General features: G+C 67.4%; 16 protein-coding genes. 7 read left to right on the top strand and 9 right to left on the bottom strand.

Features of this window, described 5'->3' with window-relative positions:
• The first annotated feature begins 338 nt into the window (after window positions 1-338).
• The 3 genes from ACWEF6_RS17870 (at window position 339) to ACWEF6_RS17860 (ending at window position 4282) form a co-directional block, all read left to right on the top strand.
• Complete coding sequence (locus tag ACWEF6_RS17870) at window positions 339-983, top strand: hypothetical protein (RefSeq protein ID WP_449683947.1); 645 nt, start codon at window positions 339-341, stop codon at window positions 981-983.
• A gap of 62 nt (window positions 984-1045) precedes the next feature.
• Window positions 1046-2455: a transcriptional regulator gene (locus tag ACWEF6_RS17865; protein WP_449683946.1), complete on the top strand. Its 1410-nt coding sequence runs from the start codon at window positions 1046-1048 to the stop codon at window positions 2453-2455.
• Window positions 2456-4282 (top strand): DEAD/DEAH box helicase, encoded by a 1827-nt coding sequence (locus ACWEF6_RS17860; RefSeq protein ID WP_449683945.1) that lies wholly within the window; start codon window positions 2456-2458, stop codon window positions 4280-4282.
• On the opposite strand, the gene ACWEF6_RS17855 is transcribed toward ACWEF6_RS17860, so the two are convergent.
• Window positions 4275-5567, bottom strand: a complete 1293-nt coding sequence (locus ACWEF6_RS17855; RefSeq protein ID WP_449683944.1) for a DNA cytosine methyltransferase — start codon at window positions 5565-5567, stop codon at window positions 4275-4277. The genes ACWEF6_RS17860 and ACWEF6_RS17855 overlap by 8 nt on opposite strands.
• Before the next feature lie 53 nt (window positions 5568-5620).
• Here ACWEF6_RS17855 and ACWEF6_RS17850 point away from each other — a divergent pair, with 53 nt between their 5' ends.
• Entirely contained in the window at window positions 5621-6079 is a 459-nt protein-coding gene (locus ACWEF6_RS17850; protein WP_449683943.1) for a very short patch repair endonuclease, read from the top strand.
• 76 nt (window positions 6080-6155) lie between these two features.
• Here the strand turns inward: ACWEF6_RS17850 and ACWEF6_RS17845 are convergent, their stop codons facing one another.
• Window positions 6156-6626 (bottom strand): FxsA family protein, encoded by a 471-nt coding sequence (locus tag ACWEF6_RS17845; RefSeq protein WP_449683942.1) that lies wholly within the window; start codon window positions 6624-6626, stop codon window positions 6156-6158.
• A gap of 42 nt (window positions 6627-6668) precedes the next feature.
• Window positions 6669-7220: a TetR/AcrR family transcriptional regulator gene (locus ACWEF6_RS17840; protein ID WP_449683941.1), complete on the bottom strand. Its 552-nt coding sequence runs from the start codon at window positions 7218-7220 to the stop codon at window positions 6669-6671.
• Window positions 7221-7300: 80 nt separating this feature from the next.
• On the opposite strand from ACWEF6_RS17840, the gene ACWEF6_RS17835 reads away from it, so the two are divergent.
• Window positions 7301-8197 (top strand): quinone oxidoreductase family protein, encoded by an 897-nt coding sequence (locus tag ACWEF6_RS17835; protein WP_449683940.1) that lies wholly within the window; start codon window positions 7301-7303, stop codon window positions 8195-8197.
• On the opposite strand, the gene ACWEF6_RS17830 is transcribed toward ACWEF6_RS17835, so the two are convergent.
• The 5 genes from ACWEF6_RS17830 to pdhA form a co-directional block, all read right to left on the bottom strand.
• The gene (locus ACWEF6_RS17830; protein ID WP_449683939.1) at window positions 8194-10140 is read right to left on the bottom strand and encodes an ABC transporter ATP-binding protein; all 1947 of its coding nucleotides are present in this window, start codon (window positions 10138-10140) and stop codon (window positions 8194-8196) included. The genes ACWEF6_RS17835 and ACWEF6_RS17830 overlap by 4 nt on opposite strands.
• Before the next feature lie 20 nt (window positions 10141-10160).
• Window positions 10161-10745, bottom strand: coding sequence for a TetR/AcrR family transcriptional regulator (locus tag ACWEF6_RS17825; protein ID WP_449683938.1), 585 nt, complete (start codon window positions 10743-10745; stop codon window positions 10161-10163).
• 123 nt (window positions 10746-10868) lie between these two features.
• On the bottom strand, window positions 10869-12221 hold the full coding sequence (locus tag ACWEF6_RS17820) for a dihydrolipoamide acetyltransferase family protein (protein WP_449683937.1): 1353 nt from the start codon (window positions 12219-12221) through the stop codon (window positions 10869-10871).
• Window positions 12222-12237: 16 nt separating this feature from the next.
• Complete coding sequence (locus ACWEF6_RS17815; protein ID WP_449677812.1) at window positions 12238-13230, bottom strand: alpha-ketoacid dehydrogenase subunit beta; 993 nt, start codon at window positions 13228-13230, stop codon at window positions 12238-12240.
• The gene (gene pdhA / locus ACWEF6_RS17810) at window positions 13230-14435 is read right to left on the bottom strand and encodes a pyruvate dehydrogenase (acetyl-transferring) E1 component subunit alpha (protein WP_310969626.1); all 1206 of its coding nucleotides are present in this window, start codon (window positions 14433-14435) and stop codon (window positions 13230-13232) included. Before pdhA ends, ACWEF6_RS17815 begins: the two co-directional genes overlap by 1 nt.
• Window positions 14436-14807: 372 nt before the next feature.
• On the opposite strand from pdhA, the gene ACWEF6_RS17805 reads away from it, so the two are divergent.
• A complete protein-coding gene (locus tag ACWEF6_RS17805; RefSeq protein WP_449683936.1) occupies window positions 14808-16226 on the top strand; it encodes a M20/M25/M40 family metallo-hydrolase in 1419 nt (472 codons plus the stop codon).
• Here ACWEF6_RS17805 and ACWEF6_RS17800 read toward each other — a convergent pair.
• Window positions 16223-16783: a TetR/AcrR family transcriptional regulator gene (locus tag ACWEF6_RS17800; RefSeq protein WP_310969624.1), complete on the bottom strand. Its 561-nt coding sequence runs from the start codon at window positions 16781-16783 to the stop codon at window positions 16223-16225. The genes ACWEF6_RS17805 and ACWEF6_RS17800 overlap by 4 nt on opposite strands.
• Window positions 16784-16864: 81 nt before the next feature.
• Between ACWEF6_RS17800 and ACWEF6_RS17795 the strand changes: the two genes are divergently transcribed.
• Window positions 16865-17863 (top strand): hypothetical protein, encoded by a 999-nt coding sequence (locus ACWEF6_RS17795; protein WP_449683935.1) that lies wholly within the window; start codon window positions 16865-16867, stop codon window positions 17861-17863.
• Window positions 17864-17959 lie beyond the last annotated feature (96 nt).

The following is a 17959-nucleotide window of genomic DNA, read 5'->3' as shown; positions in this document are numbered from 1 at the left end:
TGAAGGGGGCGAGAATGTGCAGGTCAAGGACGAGAGATGTCGCGCATGTCTCCCCGGCCTGGGCGGGAGAACCAACTGTCTGATTGAGACTTCAACCAAATAATCTGCCAAAATGATCATGTCTCGCCGCCGGGCTGCCCGCGTTCCTGGTTCGCGGTAGCCGATGATTCTGTAAACACCTTCGACGAGGCGTGCTGCCGCTTCCGTGCTACAAAGGGTTAACAGTGTCCGGCCGCGTGAACATCTCAGCCGAGCCGTGTGCTCTCAGCTAATGTGCGCGCACAGAAAGTAAGGGCAAGCTATTGCTACCGTCGTGGGAAGACCCGAACCTCGGGACGATGAAGCGCGTCGCCTTGTGGTTGATTTCTGAGGTGGGTGAGGGGAACGAGTTCACCAAGGAGCAGATGCGTGCCGCCTTTCCTGGGGTTTCGCAAATCGATCGCCGGATGCGTGACCTGCGAAGTTTCGGCTGGCGCATCGACACCAACAGGGAAGACCCCCTGCTCACTTCGGCGCAGCAGCGTTTCGTGACGCGCGGTCAGCCTGTCTGGGAAAAGGGAATGGCTTCCCGGCCTGCATCAGCGCCGGCTATCGGCGCGGTTCGGCGTCGCGAGGTGATCTCCGGTGACAGCAATATGTGCCGGTCGTGCGGAATCACCCCCGGCCAGCTCTACGCGGGCACCTTCGAGGGGGCACAGCTGGATATTGCCCGCCGCGAAGTGCTGTTGCCTGGCGGCGGCAGTGAAGTGCAGCTGATCACAGAGTGCAACCGATGCCGGGTTGGCGCCAAGGACCTCACTGCGGACCTGTCCGCAGTAGTCGAGCGGGCCGGCGCGCTGAGCCCGGACGATCGTGAGCTTCTTGCTGGTTGGATGGACGCGGGCGAGCGGCCGTTCAGTCCCGTGGAACGAGTCTGGGCCGAATACCGGGCTTTGCCTGCTGACGCTCGCGCAGCTCTGCGTGAGTTCTTGGGCTTGGCCTGAGCTGTGTGCCGGCTCCGGTTATCGTTCTTCGTCGGTGGCGCGTTGGTGGTACAGGAGAATGCATGATCAAGGATTACGGTCGGCCGCCTCGAGCTGATGAGAACCGCGCTGTCGTAGAGCGTCGTCTCAAGGAGATCGATGCCCGAGGCGGCGCTCGTGAAACGCAGAGCGTCGACTGGCGTGGTAATCAGGTACATCTGGATGTGATCCAGATGGCCGTGGGCGACCTCTACTACAACCCGGCGACCCATCGGGTTCGTGCGCAACGCAGCCATGACCCCGAGCGCGACCGTCTCGTCGATGAGGCCCCGTGGAGCACTGAGAGCCAGGAGTACCTCGGCTACCTGCTGCAGGCACTGCCCTCAGATCCCGGCAGGACCGACCCAACCTTTACGGAACTCCTCGAGAGCCTCCGCAACTACGAGCAGACCGAGCCTGGGCTGATCACCCGGGAAGGCATTCTGGTCAATGGCAACACGCGCCGGGCCGCCCTGTTGAAGCTAGGGGGCCCGCAACAACCCATCCGGGTTGCTGTTCTGCCTGACTCGTGTGACTGGCCAGACATCCGGGACGTCGAGCTGTCGTTGCAGCTCAGGAAGGAGCACCGCCGCGACTATTCGTACATTAACCGCCTGCTGGCCATCGACGAGCTGGTAAGCCAGGGGCTGCCGCTACCGAAGATCGCCGGCATCTTCCGGACGACGGTGGCAGCTTGCAAGCAAGACCAGTGGGTCTTCTCGTGCATCAAGTCGATGATAGAGCGCAGCGAGGTGGACGGCCGCCGGATTCCGCTCATAGCGTTCGAAGATCATCAGGAGAAGCTCAAAGAGCTGCATCGCCGCTACCTGAAGGATCAAGCAACGAGCGGTGATCGCGCCGAGCTGACCAAAGAGTCACGCTTGGCGGCCATCATGCTCGGCTTCTCGAAGACCGATGTCCGGTTCATCGAGGCAGATTTCCAGTCTCGTTATTTGAACGACACGCTGCCCGCCAAGCTCAAGCCCGGGCAGCCGTCGTCGCAGAAAGTCGCGATTCCAGGCCTGGGTCTCTCTGTGAAGGGTTCCTCTAACGATGTCGCGAACGCCAAGGAGCTGACAAACACGGTGCTCAAAGCGCGCGCCGTAGAGATCAGCTCGTCCGGGCTGGAGACTGGTCAGCCGGCCGAGCCGATCAGTGAGCTGAAGGGGGCGGTGAACGAAGCAATCCGGCTGGCCGGGCGCCAGGCGCAGCTTCAGAAGCGGAAGCAAGCGGCGCCAGACCGCCTGAACACCGCACGGGCGGAGATCGATCAGTGCGTTACTGAGCTGGTCATGTCGCGGGCATCACGGGCGCTGGACGAGGAGGCATTCAATGACGCCGTGATGGGCTTCCGTCGCAGCTTGCGCAGCTTAGCGGTTGAAGCGGCCCGTACTGTGGAAGAGCCGAGTGAAGGCGTCGACTGGCTGCGTCAAGTCCTTGAACTGGAGACCTGAGTGCATCGAAGCGGGCCAAGCCTGATCATCGGGTTCGATTTGACGAGGACTCAGGCGCGGCTGCAGACCGTGAGCCGTCGCAGGGAAGACCTCGCCAGCCTTCTGGCGGGGTTTCCCGGTGGTCAGATGACGGAACGGCTAGCGGCCGCTGTCCCCATCGACGAGTTCATCGGGAACATTGAAGCTCTGGCTGAGTGGCCCGAGCCCGACTCCGTCGCATGGGAACAGTCTTTCCAGGTCCTCGCCACGGAGATGATCGCAGACGCGGAACGCTCCGAGCGTCTCCTCTCCGGCGAAGTGGACGAACTGGTCGTAAGCGACAGCGAGGTCGCAGACGCCCTTGAGCCTATGTGGTCCGGGGATCTCACGTCTTTCCAGCGCCGAGACGTAGCGAAGCTCGTCTCGCTCGGTCACGGCGCGAACTTTTCAGTGCCTGGTGCCGGCAAGACACGAGTGGCGTTGGCGGAGTTTTCGATCTTGCGCCGGCGCGGCCACGTGACGCGGATGCTGGTCGTTTGCCCGAAGTCGGCTTACGAAGCCTGGCAGGAGGAAAGCCAGAAGTGCTTCGCCGGCGGCCTGGATGTCCAGGTGTTCGATGGCAGGGGCTCGCTGGCAGCGGACGTCTTGCTGGTGAATTACGAACGACTTGATCGTTCGCTCGGCGTAATTACCGATTGGCTCGAGTCTGCGCCGACGATGATGATCCTCGACGAGGCGCATCGCATGAAGCTGGGTAGCGCAGGAGTCTACGGAGCCGCGTGTATGGCTCTCGGGCCGCTGAGCACGACTAGAATGATCCTGACCGGGACTCCTGCTCCAAACGGCCCAAAGGATCTTGAGAGCTTGTTCGCTTTCGTCTGGCCGGGACGTGGGAAACGCGTGGTCAATGACGCGGTAGGCGGTGGAAATCTGGTTCATGCCAGCCGGGTTCTCAAACCGCTCTACACCAGGACGACCAAGCAGGAACTCGGCTTACCGCCGGTTTCGGTGAAGATGCGCATGGTCGACCTCCCGCCTCTGCACCGGGAGATCTACGATGCCATCGTCGGGAGGTTCACGATGCGCGCCGTGCGAAGCAAATCGGACTTTGACTCGATCGGCAAGACCGTGCTCCGGCTGATCATGGCTGCTACCAGCCCGGCTCTTCTTGCTCAAGGAGCCACGAAATACGAACCTCTCTCGCTTCGGGTGCCACCCTTGGAGGTGCCCGCCGATGATCCTCTGTACAGCCTGCTCGGCTCGCTTTCGGAATACGAGATGCCGCCGAAGTACCAAGAAGTGCTCGCGATCGTGAAGGAGAATTCGGCGAAGGGGCGGAAAACTCTGGTATGGGCCAGTTTCGTCCGCAGTATCAGTACTCTGGAGAAGCTCTTGGAGGACTTCCAGCCTGCTGTTGTGCACGGGGGAACCGCAGAACGCGAAGAGCAGATTGATCTTTTCCGAAACGATCCTGACTGCTTGGTCCTCATCTCCAATCCGGCAACCCTGGGTGAGGGTATCAGCCTTCACCAAGTCTGCCATGACGCTGTGTATGTCGATCGAGATTTTCAGGCAGGCCGGTTCCTGCAAAGCTTGGACCGGATTCACCGCCTTGGCCTTGCGCCGGACGCGGAGACCAGGGTGACTGTCCTGGCCACCAGGCGCACAGTCGATGAGGTGGTGGCAAAGAGGCTTAATGAGAAGCTTGAGTTCATGGGTAAGCTGCTTGATGATGCTTCGGTTCAGAAGCTCGGGGACCCATTCGAAGAACAGTCAGCAGTTGCCGGTATGGATACTGCGGACGTCAGGGCATTGCTTGCACATGTGCAGAAGCCGTGGCCTAACTGATTTTCGATCGGTTCTGAATGAACTTCTCGTGGCGTTCATGGTTTTCCTGGCCGATGAATGCCTTGAATTCGCCAAGTTGATAAGCCAGCGTGTCGTCGCTGGTAGGCGTGGATTCAATGTGGAAGTCGCGGCCAAGCTGTGCGATTCTCTCCTCGAGTTCCGGGATGCCATTCCGGAGCCCGGCCAGGTCGACGATAAGTTTGGCGGGCACAAGCCCGCCTTGCTCGCGAAGTACCTTGTACACGGGATCATGGCTCGGGTTGTCCCGGGCGACCACGTCTCCTTCGTGCTTGAGTGCCTTGATAATCGCCGAGCCAACAGCTCTGGCAACCGGAGGGGGGAACGCGTTCCCGATCTGGCGATACCGGGAGGTTTTCAGGCCGGTGAACTCCCACTTGTACTCAGGGCGCCAGCCTTGGATGCGGGCAACCATCTCGTTCGTCAGCTTTGGCCCAGGCGCTGGGAATTCGTCTGTTCTCGCCGGGGCGGAGTTGGCAACGCCCATGGCATCGACGCCAAGTTCGGCCCAAGCGCGCTTAGCGCGGGTCGGGCCGAGATCTGCGCCGCCGTGCTTCTTGGACCCGCCGACGATCGTTGGGCCGATCTTGTTGGCAAGCTTCTGCCACTCCGCAAGACCTTCCCAGCCGTTGACGCCCATGAGGTCAGAGATGGCATCGCTCACGGTCAGCGTCTCGGATTCGGGTTCGGGCCATCTGAAGTACTTGGCGTCATCTTCTTGCATGGCGACCAGGACAAAACGTGGCCGAAGCTGGGGAACACCGAAGTCGCTGGCGTTGAGCAGGCGCCACTCAGCAACGTATTTGAACTCCGCGAGGCGGTCCAGGACGTACTGGCGATAGCCCGAGAAACGCGGCAAGCTGAGACCGCGGACGTTCTCGAGCATGAGCGCGCGCGGCCGGACCTTGTCGACCTGCTCCACGGCCCAGGCGAACAGGTCACGTTCATCGTTTGCGCCGAGCTGTTTCCCGGCGATGGTGAACGGCGGGCACGGGACGCCTCCCGCTAGAAGAGCGACTTCCCGGTGATCCTCAGGGGTGAAGACCTCGGGATCGGCCACGTCGCCCATTTGAACGATCGGCCGCCACTCCTCGTTGACTTCGATCTTGCCGGAGAGGTTCTTCTTCAGGGTTTCGAAAGCGTTTGGGTCCAGCTCGACAGCGAGCCGGTGCTTGAAGCCGGCGAGCTCGAGGCCGAGGGCCTGCCCTCCTGCGCCAGCGCAGAGCTCAACGACTTCGAAGGAGCTGTCGTCGGTTGCGCCGGTCATCGGAGTCCTTCCCAGGGTGGCGTGGCGAGGTGGCGCCTGAGACTATCTGGCGCATGGCGCGCCGTGTGACACCCCCGCCGGCTGATGGAAAAGCGAAGCCGAAGCCCTATCCCGCTGCGGCGAACGAGGGCCGCTCTCGCAACATGCGAGCCAACAGGCGCACTGACACCAAGCCTGAGGTGACTCTTCGCAAGGAGCTGCATCGGCTTGGTTATCGGTACCGCAAGGACCTGCCGATAGTGCTCGAAGGCGTGCGTGTCCGCCCAGACATCGTCTTCACCAAGCGTAAGGTCGCGATCTTCGTCGATGGTTGTTTCTGGCACGTCTGCCCAGAGCATGGACGGCACCCGACCAGCAACGAGTGGTACTGGACGCCGAAGCTCCGGCGCAACATGAGCCGCGACCAACTGGTTACCGAAGCACTTGTAGACGCGGGCTGGCAGGTGGTCCGCATCTGGGAGCACGTGCCGCTGCGGGATGCCGTCTCGGCTGTCGAGGCCGCAATCTCGTAGCACGAACACGCGTTCGATCTTAGAGACTGCACGTGCAAACGCCTAGCAGCATCAGCTCGCGTGTCGTCGCCGCTGGTCAGCCTTCGATGACACGCCCTTCGATCACCGTAGGCTGCTCCCGCCGCCGCGGCTCGTCCGGCGACACAACCTCACTATCAACCACCATCACCGGCCCACGTCGCTGGTTCGCGAAGCGGACTGCGCGCTTCTCCATCCGCTTCAACCACAGCCGGCGCGCCACCGCGCGCGACGGCGGGAGGATCAGCAGCAATCCCAGGACGTCCGAAACGAACCCCGGCACCAGGATCAGTACCCCGCCCAGCCCGACCAGCATGCCGTCGGTGAGTTCCTTCTCCGATGGGCGCCCCAGGCGGGCCGACTCGACGAATGCCCTCATGGCCTTGCCGCCTTCGCGGCGGGCCAGCCACGACCCCAGGAACGCGCCCGCCAGGAGGAGGCCCAGCGTGCCGAGGACGCCGACGGCCGAACCCACCGCCCAGATCGCGGCGATCTCGGCGAACACATACAGCAGGAACGCGACAGCCATACCCTCTCCAACGAACGACCTGTCCGTTTTGCTCCCGGGCGGCTAGCGCAGCAGCGTCGTCACCATCGACCGCAGGCCGGTGGCCAGCCGGTCCGTCTCGCCCGTCTTCAAAAACCGCAGCATCAAGTCGCTGTGCAGCGAGCCCAGCAGCAGGTGCGCGATCAGGTCCGCATCGAAGGACGGCGACGCCGACGCGATCAGCCCTGACACGTGCGCGTGCCACGCCAGGTAGATCGGGCTGTTCAGCCGGTCCGACGACGCCTGCTCGAACGCCGCCATCACCTTGACGTTGCGCGTGACCAGCTCGATCACCGCGTCGAAGAACGCCGCCAAGCGCGCAGCGGGGGGCGCGCCCGGGCCTAGCGGCGGCGGTCCCGAAGCCACGGCGAGAGACAGCGACTCGATTCGCGATTCCACCAGCGCGCGCATCAGGCCTTCGCGGTTGCCGAAGCGGTGGAACACCGTTCCCTTGCCGACGCCGGCCGCCGCTGCGACGCGGTCCATCGACACCTCGGACAACTCGTGGGAGGACAACAGCTCCTCCGTCGCGCGCAGGATCGCGCGGCGGTTCCGGGCCGCGTCGGCGCGCTCCATGACTACTCCTCGACAAGTTGACCGGCGGTCCATATAGTAGGCCACCGTAAGTTGACTGACGGTCCAGTTAGGGGGCGCGGATGCGCGCGGTGGTGCAGTACGGCACGGGTGGCCCGGAAGTGCTCAAGGTCGAGGACCGGCCCGAACCGACGCGGAAAGCCGGCGAAGTCCTCATCAAGACCGAGGCCATCGGGGTGCCGTTCTACGAGATGCAGCTGCGATCCGGGGTGCTCCCGGCCGGTCCGCCGGCGATCTTCGGGCACGAGGCCGCCGGAATCGTCGTCGAGGCCGATGACGAAACGCTGCGCGGGCGCCGGGTCGTCACCGTGTCCTTCACCGGGGGTGCGTACGCCGAGTTCGTCGCCGCTGGCCAGTACACGCTCGTGCCGGACGAGCTCACGCCCGAACAGGCCGTCGCCGCCGCTGTGCCGGCCTCCGTGGCGCTCGCTTTGATCAAGACCGCGGACCTCGAAGCCGGCGAGACCGTGCTGGTCGAAGCCGCGTCCGGGGCGATCGGCGGGTACTTGGCGCGGCTGGCCGCACAAAGAGGCGCCCGGGTCGTCACGACCGCCGGCAAGGGGAAAGCCGACATCGACCACGACGACCCGGACTGGCGGCCACAGGTCCCCGACGGCATCGACGTCGTCTTCGAGTCGATCGGCGGCCCGCGCGCGGCCGAGCTCCTCGCGAAACTCGCGCCGCACGGCCGGATCCTCGCCTACGGCCTGCTCAGCGGCGAATTCCCGACCTTCCCCGTCGCCGGCCTGATCGCCCGCGGCCTCACCCTGATCGGCTTCGGCGGGCCGGACGCCTACGGCAAGCGGGTCGCGGCCGTCCGCGCCGAGGCACTCGGCCTGGTCGCGGACGGCACGCTGACCCCGGTCTTCGACCGCACCTACCCCCTCGCCGACGTCGCCGCCGCGCACGCGCGCGTCGAGAGCCGCGAAGGGGTCGGCAAGGTCGTGCTCATCCCCTAACTCGGCACCTCGTCCAAGTACGCCCGCGCCTGCAGCGTGAACAGCTCGGCGTACCCCGCCTTCGCCGCCATCAGCTCCTCGTGCGTGCCGTACTCGGCCACCTTCCCGTGGTCCAGCAGCAGAATCCGCTCCGCCTGCCGGACGGTCGAGAACCGGTGCGAGATGTACAGCGTCGTCCGCCCCTCGGACAGCGAACGCAACCGCGAGAACAGGTCATGCTCAGCCTGGGCGTCCAACGCCGACGTCGGCTCGTCGAGGATCAGGATCGGCGCCTCCCGCTGGAACGCCCGAGCCAGCGCGATCTTCTGCCACTCCCCGCCGGACAGCGAGACGCCTTGGTCGAACCAACGACCCAACGGGCTGTCGTAGCCCTGCGGCAGCCGCTCGATGCGCTCGTCCGCTCCGGCCCGGCGGGCCGAATCCTCGATGTGCGGCCGATCCTCCAGCCGGGAGAGTTCGCCCAGACCGATGTTCTCCGCCGCCGTTCCCTGGTACGTCACGTAGTCCTGGAACATCGCGCTGATCCGCGCGCGCAGCTCGACCGGGTCGTACTCGCGGATGTCGACGCCGTCGAGGCGGATGACGCCGCCGGTCGGGTCGTACAGCCGGCACAGCAGCTTGAACAGCGTCGACTTGCCCGCGCCGTTGCGGCCGACCACCGCCACCGTCTCGCCCGGGCGGATCTCGAAGCTGACGTCCTCCAGCGCCGGCTCGTCCGAACCCGGGTAGGCGAAGGTCACCGAATCGAATTTGATGTGACCGTCCACAACGGACGGGAACGGCCGGGGTGACGCGGGCGCCGTGATCTCCGGCTTCGTGTCCAGGAACCGGTACAGCGTGTCCAGGTAGAGGTTGTTCTCGTACATCCCGGAAAACGCCGTGAACAGGCCGGACACCGACGTCTGTACGGACGTCGCCGCGGCCGTGTACAACGCCAGGTCGCCCAGGGTGAGCCGGCCGCCGACCGCCTCCAGGGCGATGTACAGCGCGATCGCCGAGCCGGCGAGCGTGCTCAGCAGGCCCCAAGCCGTCGAGCTGATGTTGCGGTTGATCGTCAGCTTCCGCTGCCGCTCGTACGAGACCACGCCCAGCCGCCGGAAGCGGTCGACGAAGTACGGGCCGAGCCCGAACAGCTTCGTCTCCTTGGCGTACGTGTCCGTCGTGACCAGCGAAGACAGGTAGTCCATCCGCCGCTTGATCGGCGACATCAGGAACGTCAGCCAGAACGCGCGCGAGCCGTACTTGGACTGCGAGATGAACGCCGGGATCGGTGCCACCAGCGCGACCAGCGCCAGCAGCGGGCTGATCGCGACGAGCAGCGCGATCATGCTGCCGAACGTGATCAGCGTCCGCACGAGCCCCAGCGCGGAGTTCATCATCGACAGCGGCCGCGTCGGCGCTTCCTGCGCGGCCTGGCGCAGCATGTCGTAGGACGCCGACCCCTCGAAGTACGCGAGGTGCAGCTCGCTCGCGTGCGCCATCACCTGGTGGCGGATGGTCAGCGTCATGCGCTCCTGCAGCAGCGACTGCGCGATCGAAGTCAGCGCGCTGCTGATCGCGGTCGCGGCGAGCACGCCGAACTGGAACAGCGCGACGTTCACGATGTCGCCCGTGGTCCCCTTGCCCTGGATCGCCGCGACGACGGCGTCGAGCAGCAGCTTCGCGACGTACGCGGTCACCGTCGGCAGGAGCCCGGACAGCAGCGTGATCAGCGCCAAGAGGATCGTCAGGACCGGGCTGGCCTGCCAGGTCAGCTTGACGACCTTCGGCAGGCCGCGGACCGTGCCCGCCACCGACGTCTTCGCGCGCCGCAGCCGCGAGCGCAGGTCCTTCGGCTGGTCGTCCTGCTTCGGTTCGGGAATGTCGACGGGCCCGGTCAGCCCGCTTTCCGGCACCGTGACGGCGTGCCGGCGCCGGCCGCGCCGGGCCAGCATGAACTCCATGCCGCCCCCACCGCCCGGGATCACCGAGCCTCCACGGCGCCGTGCAGGAAGACGTCGACCACCTGGCGCGTGGTGGCGGCGTTCTCGTCCGAAGCCATCCGGCGGCCGCCGAACAGCAGAGTCAGGAACAGCGCGGCCAGCTGCTCGGGGGCCAGCCGCAGCCGGTCCTTCTCGGGTTCGAACAGCTCGGTGATCGCGCCGCGCATGGCGGCCATCGACTCGCTGCGGCCGCCCTTCATCGTGCGGTTCTTCAGGCGCTGCTCGGGATCGCGGTGCCGGACGCGGCCGGACGCGTGCAGGGCGCCCATCAGCGCGCCCATCCGCTCGAAGTGGGCGCCGAGCGCTTCGGCGGCCTCGACGAGCCGATCCGCCAGTGGCTGCTCGATGGGGATTTCGGCGATCGCGTCGAGGACGTGGTCGGGGCGCAGCACCTCGGCGGTGCAGGCGTCGAACAGCTCGTCCTTGTCCTTGAACGCGCGGAAGATGGTGCCCTCGCCGATGCCGGCGGCGCGGGCGATCTGGCTGGTCGTGACGCCGGTGCCGTGCTCCATCAGGAGCGGCAGCACCGCGTGCACGATCATGGCGCGCCGGTCTTCGGCGCTCATGCTCGGCGCTCTGCGCCGTGTCTCGGGTGCTGGTGTCATGCGACCAGTGTGCGGAGTGAGTGCTCACTCCGTCAAATGGGTAAAAGTGAAGGCCGCCCGAAGACGGCCCTCACCTGCGGAAACTCAGTACGTCATGGCCATCGCCGGGTCGGCCAGGAGGGCGCCGACGTCGGCGAGGAACTCCGAGCCCTGCTGGCCGTCGACCACTCGGTGGTCGAAGCTCAGCGACAGCTGGAGGACCTTGCGGACCTTGATCTCGCCGTCCACCACCCACGGCTGGTCCTTGATCGCGCCGAGGCACAGGATCGCGGACTCGCCCGGGTTGATGATCGGCGTTCCGGTGTCGACGCCGAACACGCCGACGTTCGTGATCGTGATCGTGCCGTTCGCCATGTCCGCCGGGGACGTCTTGCCCTCGCGGGCGGTGTCGGTCAGGGCCGTCAGCGCCTGAGCCAGCTCCTTCAGCGACATCGAGTCGGCGTCCCGGACCTTCGGCACGATCAGGCCGCGCGGGGTGGCCGCGGCGATCCCGAGGTGGACGTAGTCCTTGTAGACGATCTCCTGCGCCGCTTCGTCCCAGACGGCGTTGACGTCCGGCGTCCGCTTCGCCGCCAGGCACACGGCCTTCGCGGCGAACGTCAGCGGCGTGACCTTGACCCCGGCGAACTCCCGCGACTTCTTCAGCTTCTCGCGGAACTCCATCATCGGCGTGACGTCGATGGTCAGGAACTCCGTGACGTGCGGGGCGGTGTACGCGCTCTGCACCATCGCGGCCGCGGTCATCTTCCGGACGCCCTTGATCGGCACGCGCCGCTCGCGGGACCCGTTGTCCGCAACGGCCGTGACGACCGGAGTTCCGTTGGCAGCCCGCTCGACGTCGTCGCGGGTGATCACGCCACCCTCGGCGGTGCCGGTCAGCGCGTGCAGGTCGACGCCGAGCTCCTTCGCCAGCTTCCGCACCGGCGGCTTCGCCAGCGGGACGTACCCGCCGCGCGGAGCAACCGGCTGCGGGGACGGCTGGGGCGAGCGCCCCAATGTGGCGTTGGTTGCCTTGGACGCACCCAATGTGGCGTTCGGTGCGTTGGATGCACCCAACGCCACATTGGGGTCTTTGCGGGCCCGGCGCTGCGTGACCACCGTCTTGGAGCCGTAGCCGACCAGCGGCTTCATCTCCTCTTCCTCGGCGGGAGCCGGAGCGGCAGCGGCCGGAGCGGGCGCCGCCGCGCCGCCGGGGTCGACGTCGATGGTGAGGATCGGCGTCCCGACCTCCACCGTCTGGCCCGGCTCGACGTGCAGCTCCGTGACGACCCCGGCCCACGGGATCGGCAGCTCCACGGCGGCCTTCGCGGTCTCGATCTCGACCACGATCTGGTTCACCGTCACCGTGTCGCCCGGCTTCACGTGCCAGGACAGGATGTCGGCTTCGGTCAGCCCCTCCGCCGTGTCGGCCAGGGGGAATTGCTTGTACGTGGGCATTGCGCGGAAATCCCCCTTACCAGGCGAGCGAGCGGTCGACGGCGTGCAGCACCCGGTCCAGGTCGGGGAGGTAGTGCTCCTCGAGCTTGGCCGGCGGGTACGGCGTGTCGAACCCGGTCACCCGGAGGACGGGCGCTTCCAGCGAGTAGAAGCACTCCTGCTGGACGCGCGCGGCGATCTCCGACGTCAGCGACGACTCCGAGGGCGCTTCCGACAGCGCGATCAGCCGTCCGGTCTTGCGCACCGACTCGAACACCGGGCCGAGGTCCAGCGGCGAGAGCGTGCGCAGGTCGATGACCTCGAGGGACTTGCCTTCGTCCTCGGCCGCGGCGGCCGCGTCGAGGGCGACCTTCACCGACGGGCCGTACGCGACGACCGTCGCCGTCGTGCCTTCGCGCACCACCTGCGAGGAGAACGCCGGAACCGGGGTGCCGGTGACGTCGATTTCGGCCCGCAGCGCACCCGAGTGGTACAGCCGCTTCGGCTCGAAGAACAGCACCGGGTCGTCCGACTTGATCGCCTCCTGGATGCCCCAGTAGGCGTCGACGGCGTTCGAAATGGACACGACCTTGAGGCCCGGGATGTGCGCGAACAGCGACTCCGGCGACTCCGAGTGGTGCTCGACCGCGCCGATCCCGCCGCCGAACGGCACCCGGATCACGACCGGCATCTTGATCTTGCCCTGCGTCCGGTAGTGCAGCTTCGCCAGCTGCGAAGAAATCTGGTCGAAGCCCGGGAAGATGAAGCCCTCGAACTGGATCTCGCAGACCGGCCGGAAGCCGCGCACGGCCAGGCCGACCGCGGTGCCGATGATGCCCGACTCCGCGAGCGGCGTGTCCAGCACGCGCTGCTCGCCGAAGTCCTTCTGCAGGCCGTCGGTGATCCGGAAGACGCCGCCGAGCTTGCCGACGTCCTCGCCCATGATCAGGACCTTCGGGTCCTCTTCCATCGCGCGGCGCAGGCCGAGGTTGAGGGCCTTGCCGATGGTGAGTTTCTGGAGGTCGGACATCAGTGCTCACCCGCCGATACGAAGCCGTCGAGGTAGGACAGGAACTCTTCGCGCTGCGCGTCCAGCACCGGGTTGCCCTCGGCGTAGACGTTGCTGAAGATCCGCTCCGGCGGTGGTTCGGGCATGTTGAACGTGTACTCGCGCAGGTCGGCGGCGAACGTGTCCGCCTCGGCCTGGACGCTGTCGAAGAACGCCTGGTCGGCGTAGCCGCCGCGGGCCAGGTACGCGCGGACGCGCTCGATCGGGTCCTTGAGCTTCCACTCCTCCAGCTCGTCGGAGAGCCGGTAGCGGGTGGGGTCGTCGGTGGTCGTGTGCGCGTCCATCCGGTAGGTGAACGCCTCGATCAGCACCGGGCCGTTGCCGTGCCGGCACTCGTCGAGCGCCCAGCGCGACACCGCCAGGCAGGCCAGGACGTCGTTGCCGTCGACGCGGATGCCGGGGAAGCCGTAGCCGCGGGCGCGCTGGTACAGCGGCAGGCGCGACTGGCGCTCGGTCGGCTCCGAGATGGCCCACTGGTTGTTCTGGCAGAAGAAGACGAGCGGGGCGTCGTAGACGGCGGCCCAGACGAAGCCCTCGTGGACGTCACCCTGCGAAGTGGCGCCGTCGCCGAAGTAGACGATGGTCGCTTCGCCGTCGTCGTCGCCGACCTTGCCCTCGAACTTCTGGCCCATCGCGTAGCCGGCGGCGTTGAGCACCTGGTTGCCGATCACGATGGTGTACGGGTGGAAACCGTGCTGCCGGTAGTCCCAGCCGCTGTGGTCGGTGCACCGGAAGATGCCGAGCAGGTCCTTCATGTCGACCCCGCGCGCATACGCGACGCCGTGCTCGCGGTAGCTGGGGAACGCCATGTCGTGGGCCTTCAGCGCGCGGCCGGAGCCGATCTGCGCGGCCTCCTGGCCGAGCAGCGGGACCCAGATGCCGAGCTGGCCCTGGCGCTGCATGGCGTTGGCCTCGCGGTCGGCCCGCCGGACCAGCACCATGTCGCGGTAGAGGCCGCGGAGTGCTTCGGCGTCGACGTCCTCGACGTACTTGTCGAACTGGGGCGAGGGAACCCGTTCGCCTTCGGGGGTGAGCAGCTGAGTCAGCTCAGCGCCACCTTCGCTGGTTGCCCGCAATCCGGCGATCACCTGCTCGGGGGACGGCTGGGCCGCGACGGCGGCCGGCCCGTCTCCGGGCTCCGGGTGCGTCCACTGTTCGGACGGCATGCGCAGTACTCCTCGGTGTCGGTGCCTCTGGCGGCCGCTTGTGGCGACCACAGCGACTGCACCGGCGGGGACCAGCGCATCGGGTCCGAAGCGCTCGGTCACCGTCGGCGTTGACGGTTCACGCCGACATCCTGGCACGAAGGTCCGCGCTTTGGTGAGACGCGGTTGCTGATTTGTTGCTGAGAAAGGGGCCCTGAACAGGGGAAACGCTAGGAAGCCCGAGCATCGGACCTACGAGAGTAGGGACTTGGCCGCCCCGCTCACCAGGCTCGTGAGTGGTAAGGCGCGTTCTAACCCGCCTTACCACTCACGAGGCGTAAGGCGACGTTGTGACGTGCCGCACTGTCGGACCCCCGTGGCACGATGGGCCGGGTGGAGCAGAAAACCGTGCGTGAATCCGTAGTGGCGTCGTGGACCGGCGACGTCATCCCGAGCCTGTCCGGACTGGTGGCGATCCCCGCCTTGTCCCCGGCCTTCGACGCCGACTGGGCGAACAGCGGCCACCTCGCCGCCGCCGTCGACCACGTCCGCGCGTGGATCGCCGGGCGGGACCTGCCGGGCGCCACCCTCGAGGTCGTCCAGCTCGAAGACCGGACCCCGCTGCTGCTCGTCGACGTCCCGGCGACTCCGGGCGCGGCGGACAAGGGCACCGTCCTGATGTACGGCCACCTCGACAAGCAGCCCCCGGTCGGCGGCTGGTCCGAGGGCCTCGGCCCGTGGACCCCGGTGATCCGCGACGGCCGGCTGTACGGCCGCGGGTCCGTCGACGACGGCTACTCCGGCTACGCGGCGACGACGGCGATCGAAGCCGTGCACGCGGCCGGCGGCGAGCACGCCCGCATCGTGCTGCTGCTGGAGACCGGCGAGGAGTCCGGCAGCCCGGACCTGCCCGCCTACGTCGAGCACCTGGCCGACCGGATCGGCGAGGTGTCGCTGGTGATCTGCCTCGACGCCGGCGGCAGCGACTACGAGCGGTTGTGGCTGGTCACGAGCCTGCGCGGGATGCTGCACCTCGACGTCACCGTGCAGCTGCTGGGTTCGGCGCAGCACTCGGGCATCGCGTCGGGTGTCGTCGCGAGCTCGTTCCGGATCCTGCGTCACCTGATCGAACGCCTCGAGGACAGCGCGACCGGCGAACTCCTGCTGGACGAGCTCAAGGTCGACGTCCCGGCGAACCGGCTCTCCGAGCTCAAGGCCGTCTCGCAGGACTTCCCGGAGGCGCTGGCGAAGGCGTTCCCGCTGGTCGAGGGTGGTCGCGTGATCACCGAGGACGCGCTGGAGCTGATGCTCAACAACGCGTGGCGCCCGACGCTGTCGGTGATCGGTGCGGACGGCTTCCCGAAGCCCGCCGACGCCGGCAACGTCCTGCGCGAGAGCACGACGTTGACGCTGAGCTTCCGCCTCCCGCCGACGGCCGACGCCGAGAAGGCGCTCGAAGCCGTGAAGCGCGCCCTGACCACGGACGTCCCGTACGGCGCGAAGGTGACGCTCGGCTCGCCGCAGGCGGAGAACGGCTGGAACGCGCCGACGGAGTCGCCGTGGCTGACGACGGCCCTGCGCACGGTCAGCGACGAGGTCTTCGGCCGCCCCCACCGCGCCACCGGCATGGGCGGCTCGATCCCGTTCATGGGCCTGCTCTCGCGGAAGTTCCCAGAGGCGCAGTTCCTGGTGACGGGCGCGTGCGGAGCCGACTCGAACATCCACGTGCCGGACGAGTGGCTGCACCTGGACTACGCGCAGCAGGTCACCGAGGCCGTCGCGCACATCCTGGACGCCCACGCGCGCGGCTAGCGGCAAGCCTCCCGGAAAGCTTCGGCGGCCGCGTCGAGGTAGGCCGGGAAGTCGTGGGCGCCGCCCGAGTCGATCCAGCGGTCGAAGGCGTCGCCGAGGATGATCGCCGCGACCTGGGCTGCCGGTTTCGCCAGCTCGGGCGCGGTGCCCCGGCGTTCGAGGGCGTCCCGGATCGCGGCCGTGATCGCGGCGGCCTTGCTCCGCTCGCGTTCGCGGAGTTCGGGCGTCGCCGCGATGACCGTCCGGCGTTCCGGTGACGGGTCGACGAGCTGCGTGACCCGCGTGCCGACCTCGGCCAGCGCGGTGAGCGCGGTCCGAAGCGGTGACTCGCCTTCTTCGGCGGCGAGCACCGCTTCGGCGACCGCGGGCGGCAGCTGTTCCGCGCCGGCGAAGAGGACTTCGCGCTTGTCGGGGAAGTAGCGGAAGTACGAGCGGCGCGTGATCCCGGCGCGCTCGGCGATCTGCGTGATCGTCACGGCGTCGTAGCCGTGCTCGGCGTACAGCTCCAGCGCGGCTTTCCGCAGCCGGTCCGCGGTCCCGGGATCCCATCTGGCCACGGTTCAGCCTAACCGACGTCTCAGTGTGTCATCACATGCTAGCCTCGGTGATGACACACTGAGACGTCACTGGAGGAAACCGTGGAGATCTGGGTTCTTGGCGCAGCGGGCCGCACCGGCCGGGCCGTCACCGCCGCACTGACCGCACGCGGGCTGCCGGCCGTGCTGGTCGGGCGCGACCGGGCACGGCTCGAGGCGCTCGGCGGGAAGTTCGTCGTCGCCGACGGGGCCGACGCCATCGCGGCGGAAATCCGGCGGCAACGGCCGGCGGTCGTCATCAACACGATCGGCGAGTACGCGGCGACGGCTCCCGCGATCGCCCGCGCGTGCCTGCCCGGGGGCCACTACCTCGACCTGGCCGCGGACCTCGTCGCCGTCTCCCGGCTGCTCGACCTGCACGAAGAGGCCCAGGCCGGCGGCAGCACCTTCCTGACCGGGGTCGGCTTCGGCGTCCTGGCCACCGAAGCCGTCGTGGTGAAGCTGTGCGAAGGACAGCCGACGCCGGCCACGGTGCGGGTCGACGCGCTGGCGTCCGTCGCCGTCGAGGAAGGCGCCGTGGGGGTCGCGCTGGCCGCCAGCATCGTCGACGCCCTGACCAGGGCCAAGCCCGGCGCGGCCCCCAGAACCATCGCCCTGCCGGACGGCGAGTCGGTGACGGCGGCGGGGGCGTCCTCGGGCGAGGTGATCGCCGCCCAGCGCGCGAGCGGCACGCCGGACGTCACGGTCTACTCCGGACTCGCGCCGGTGTCGCCGGTGGTCCGGGCGCTGGTGCCGCTGCTCGGCCGGCTGGTGGCGATCCCGGTCGTGCGCCGGTTCGCCGTCCGGCGGCTCGCCGCGATCCGCTCGAAGCCCGCTCCGCGCCCGCGCACGCACTCCTGGGGCCACGCGGTCGTCACCTGGCCGGACGGCACGACGCGCGAAGGCTGGCTCCGCGCGGGCGAGGGCATGGACTTCACGGCGGCGGTCGTCGCCGAGACGGCCGCCAGGCTCGCCCGCGGTGACGGCAAGCCCGGCGCCCACACCCCGGCCGCGGCGTTCGGGGCCGGCCTGGCCGAAGCCGCGGGCGGGACCTTCCTCTAGGTGTGATGTCCAGGGACGTTGTCCCGGCTTGAGGTGACCCGGTGATGGCCTGTCGTGCTGACAGGTGAAGGCCTCCGGTTGTGAAGTGGAGCTGTC

It is taken from the genome of Amycolatopsis sp. NPDC004772 (assembly GCF_053601215.1).
This window is presented reverse-complemented; position numbering and strand designations above follow the sequence as displayed.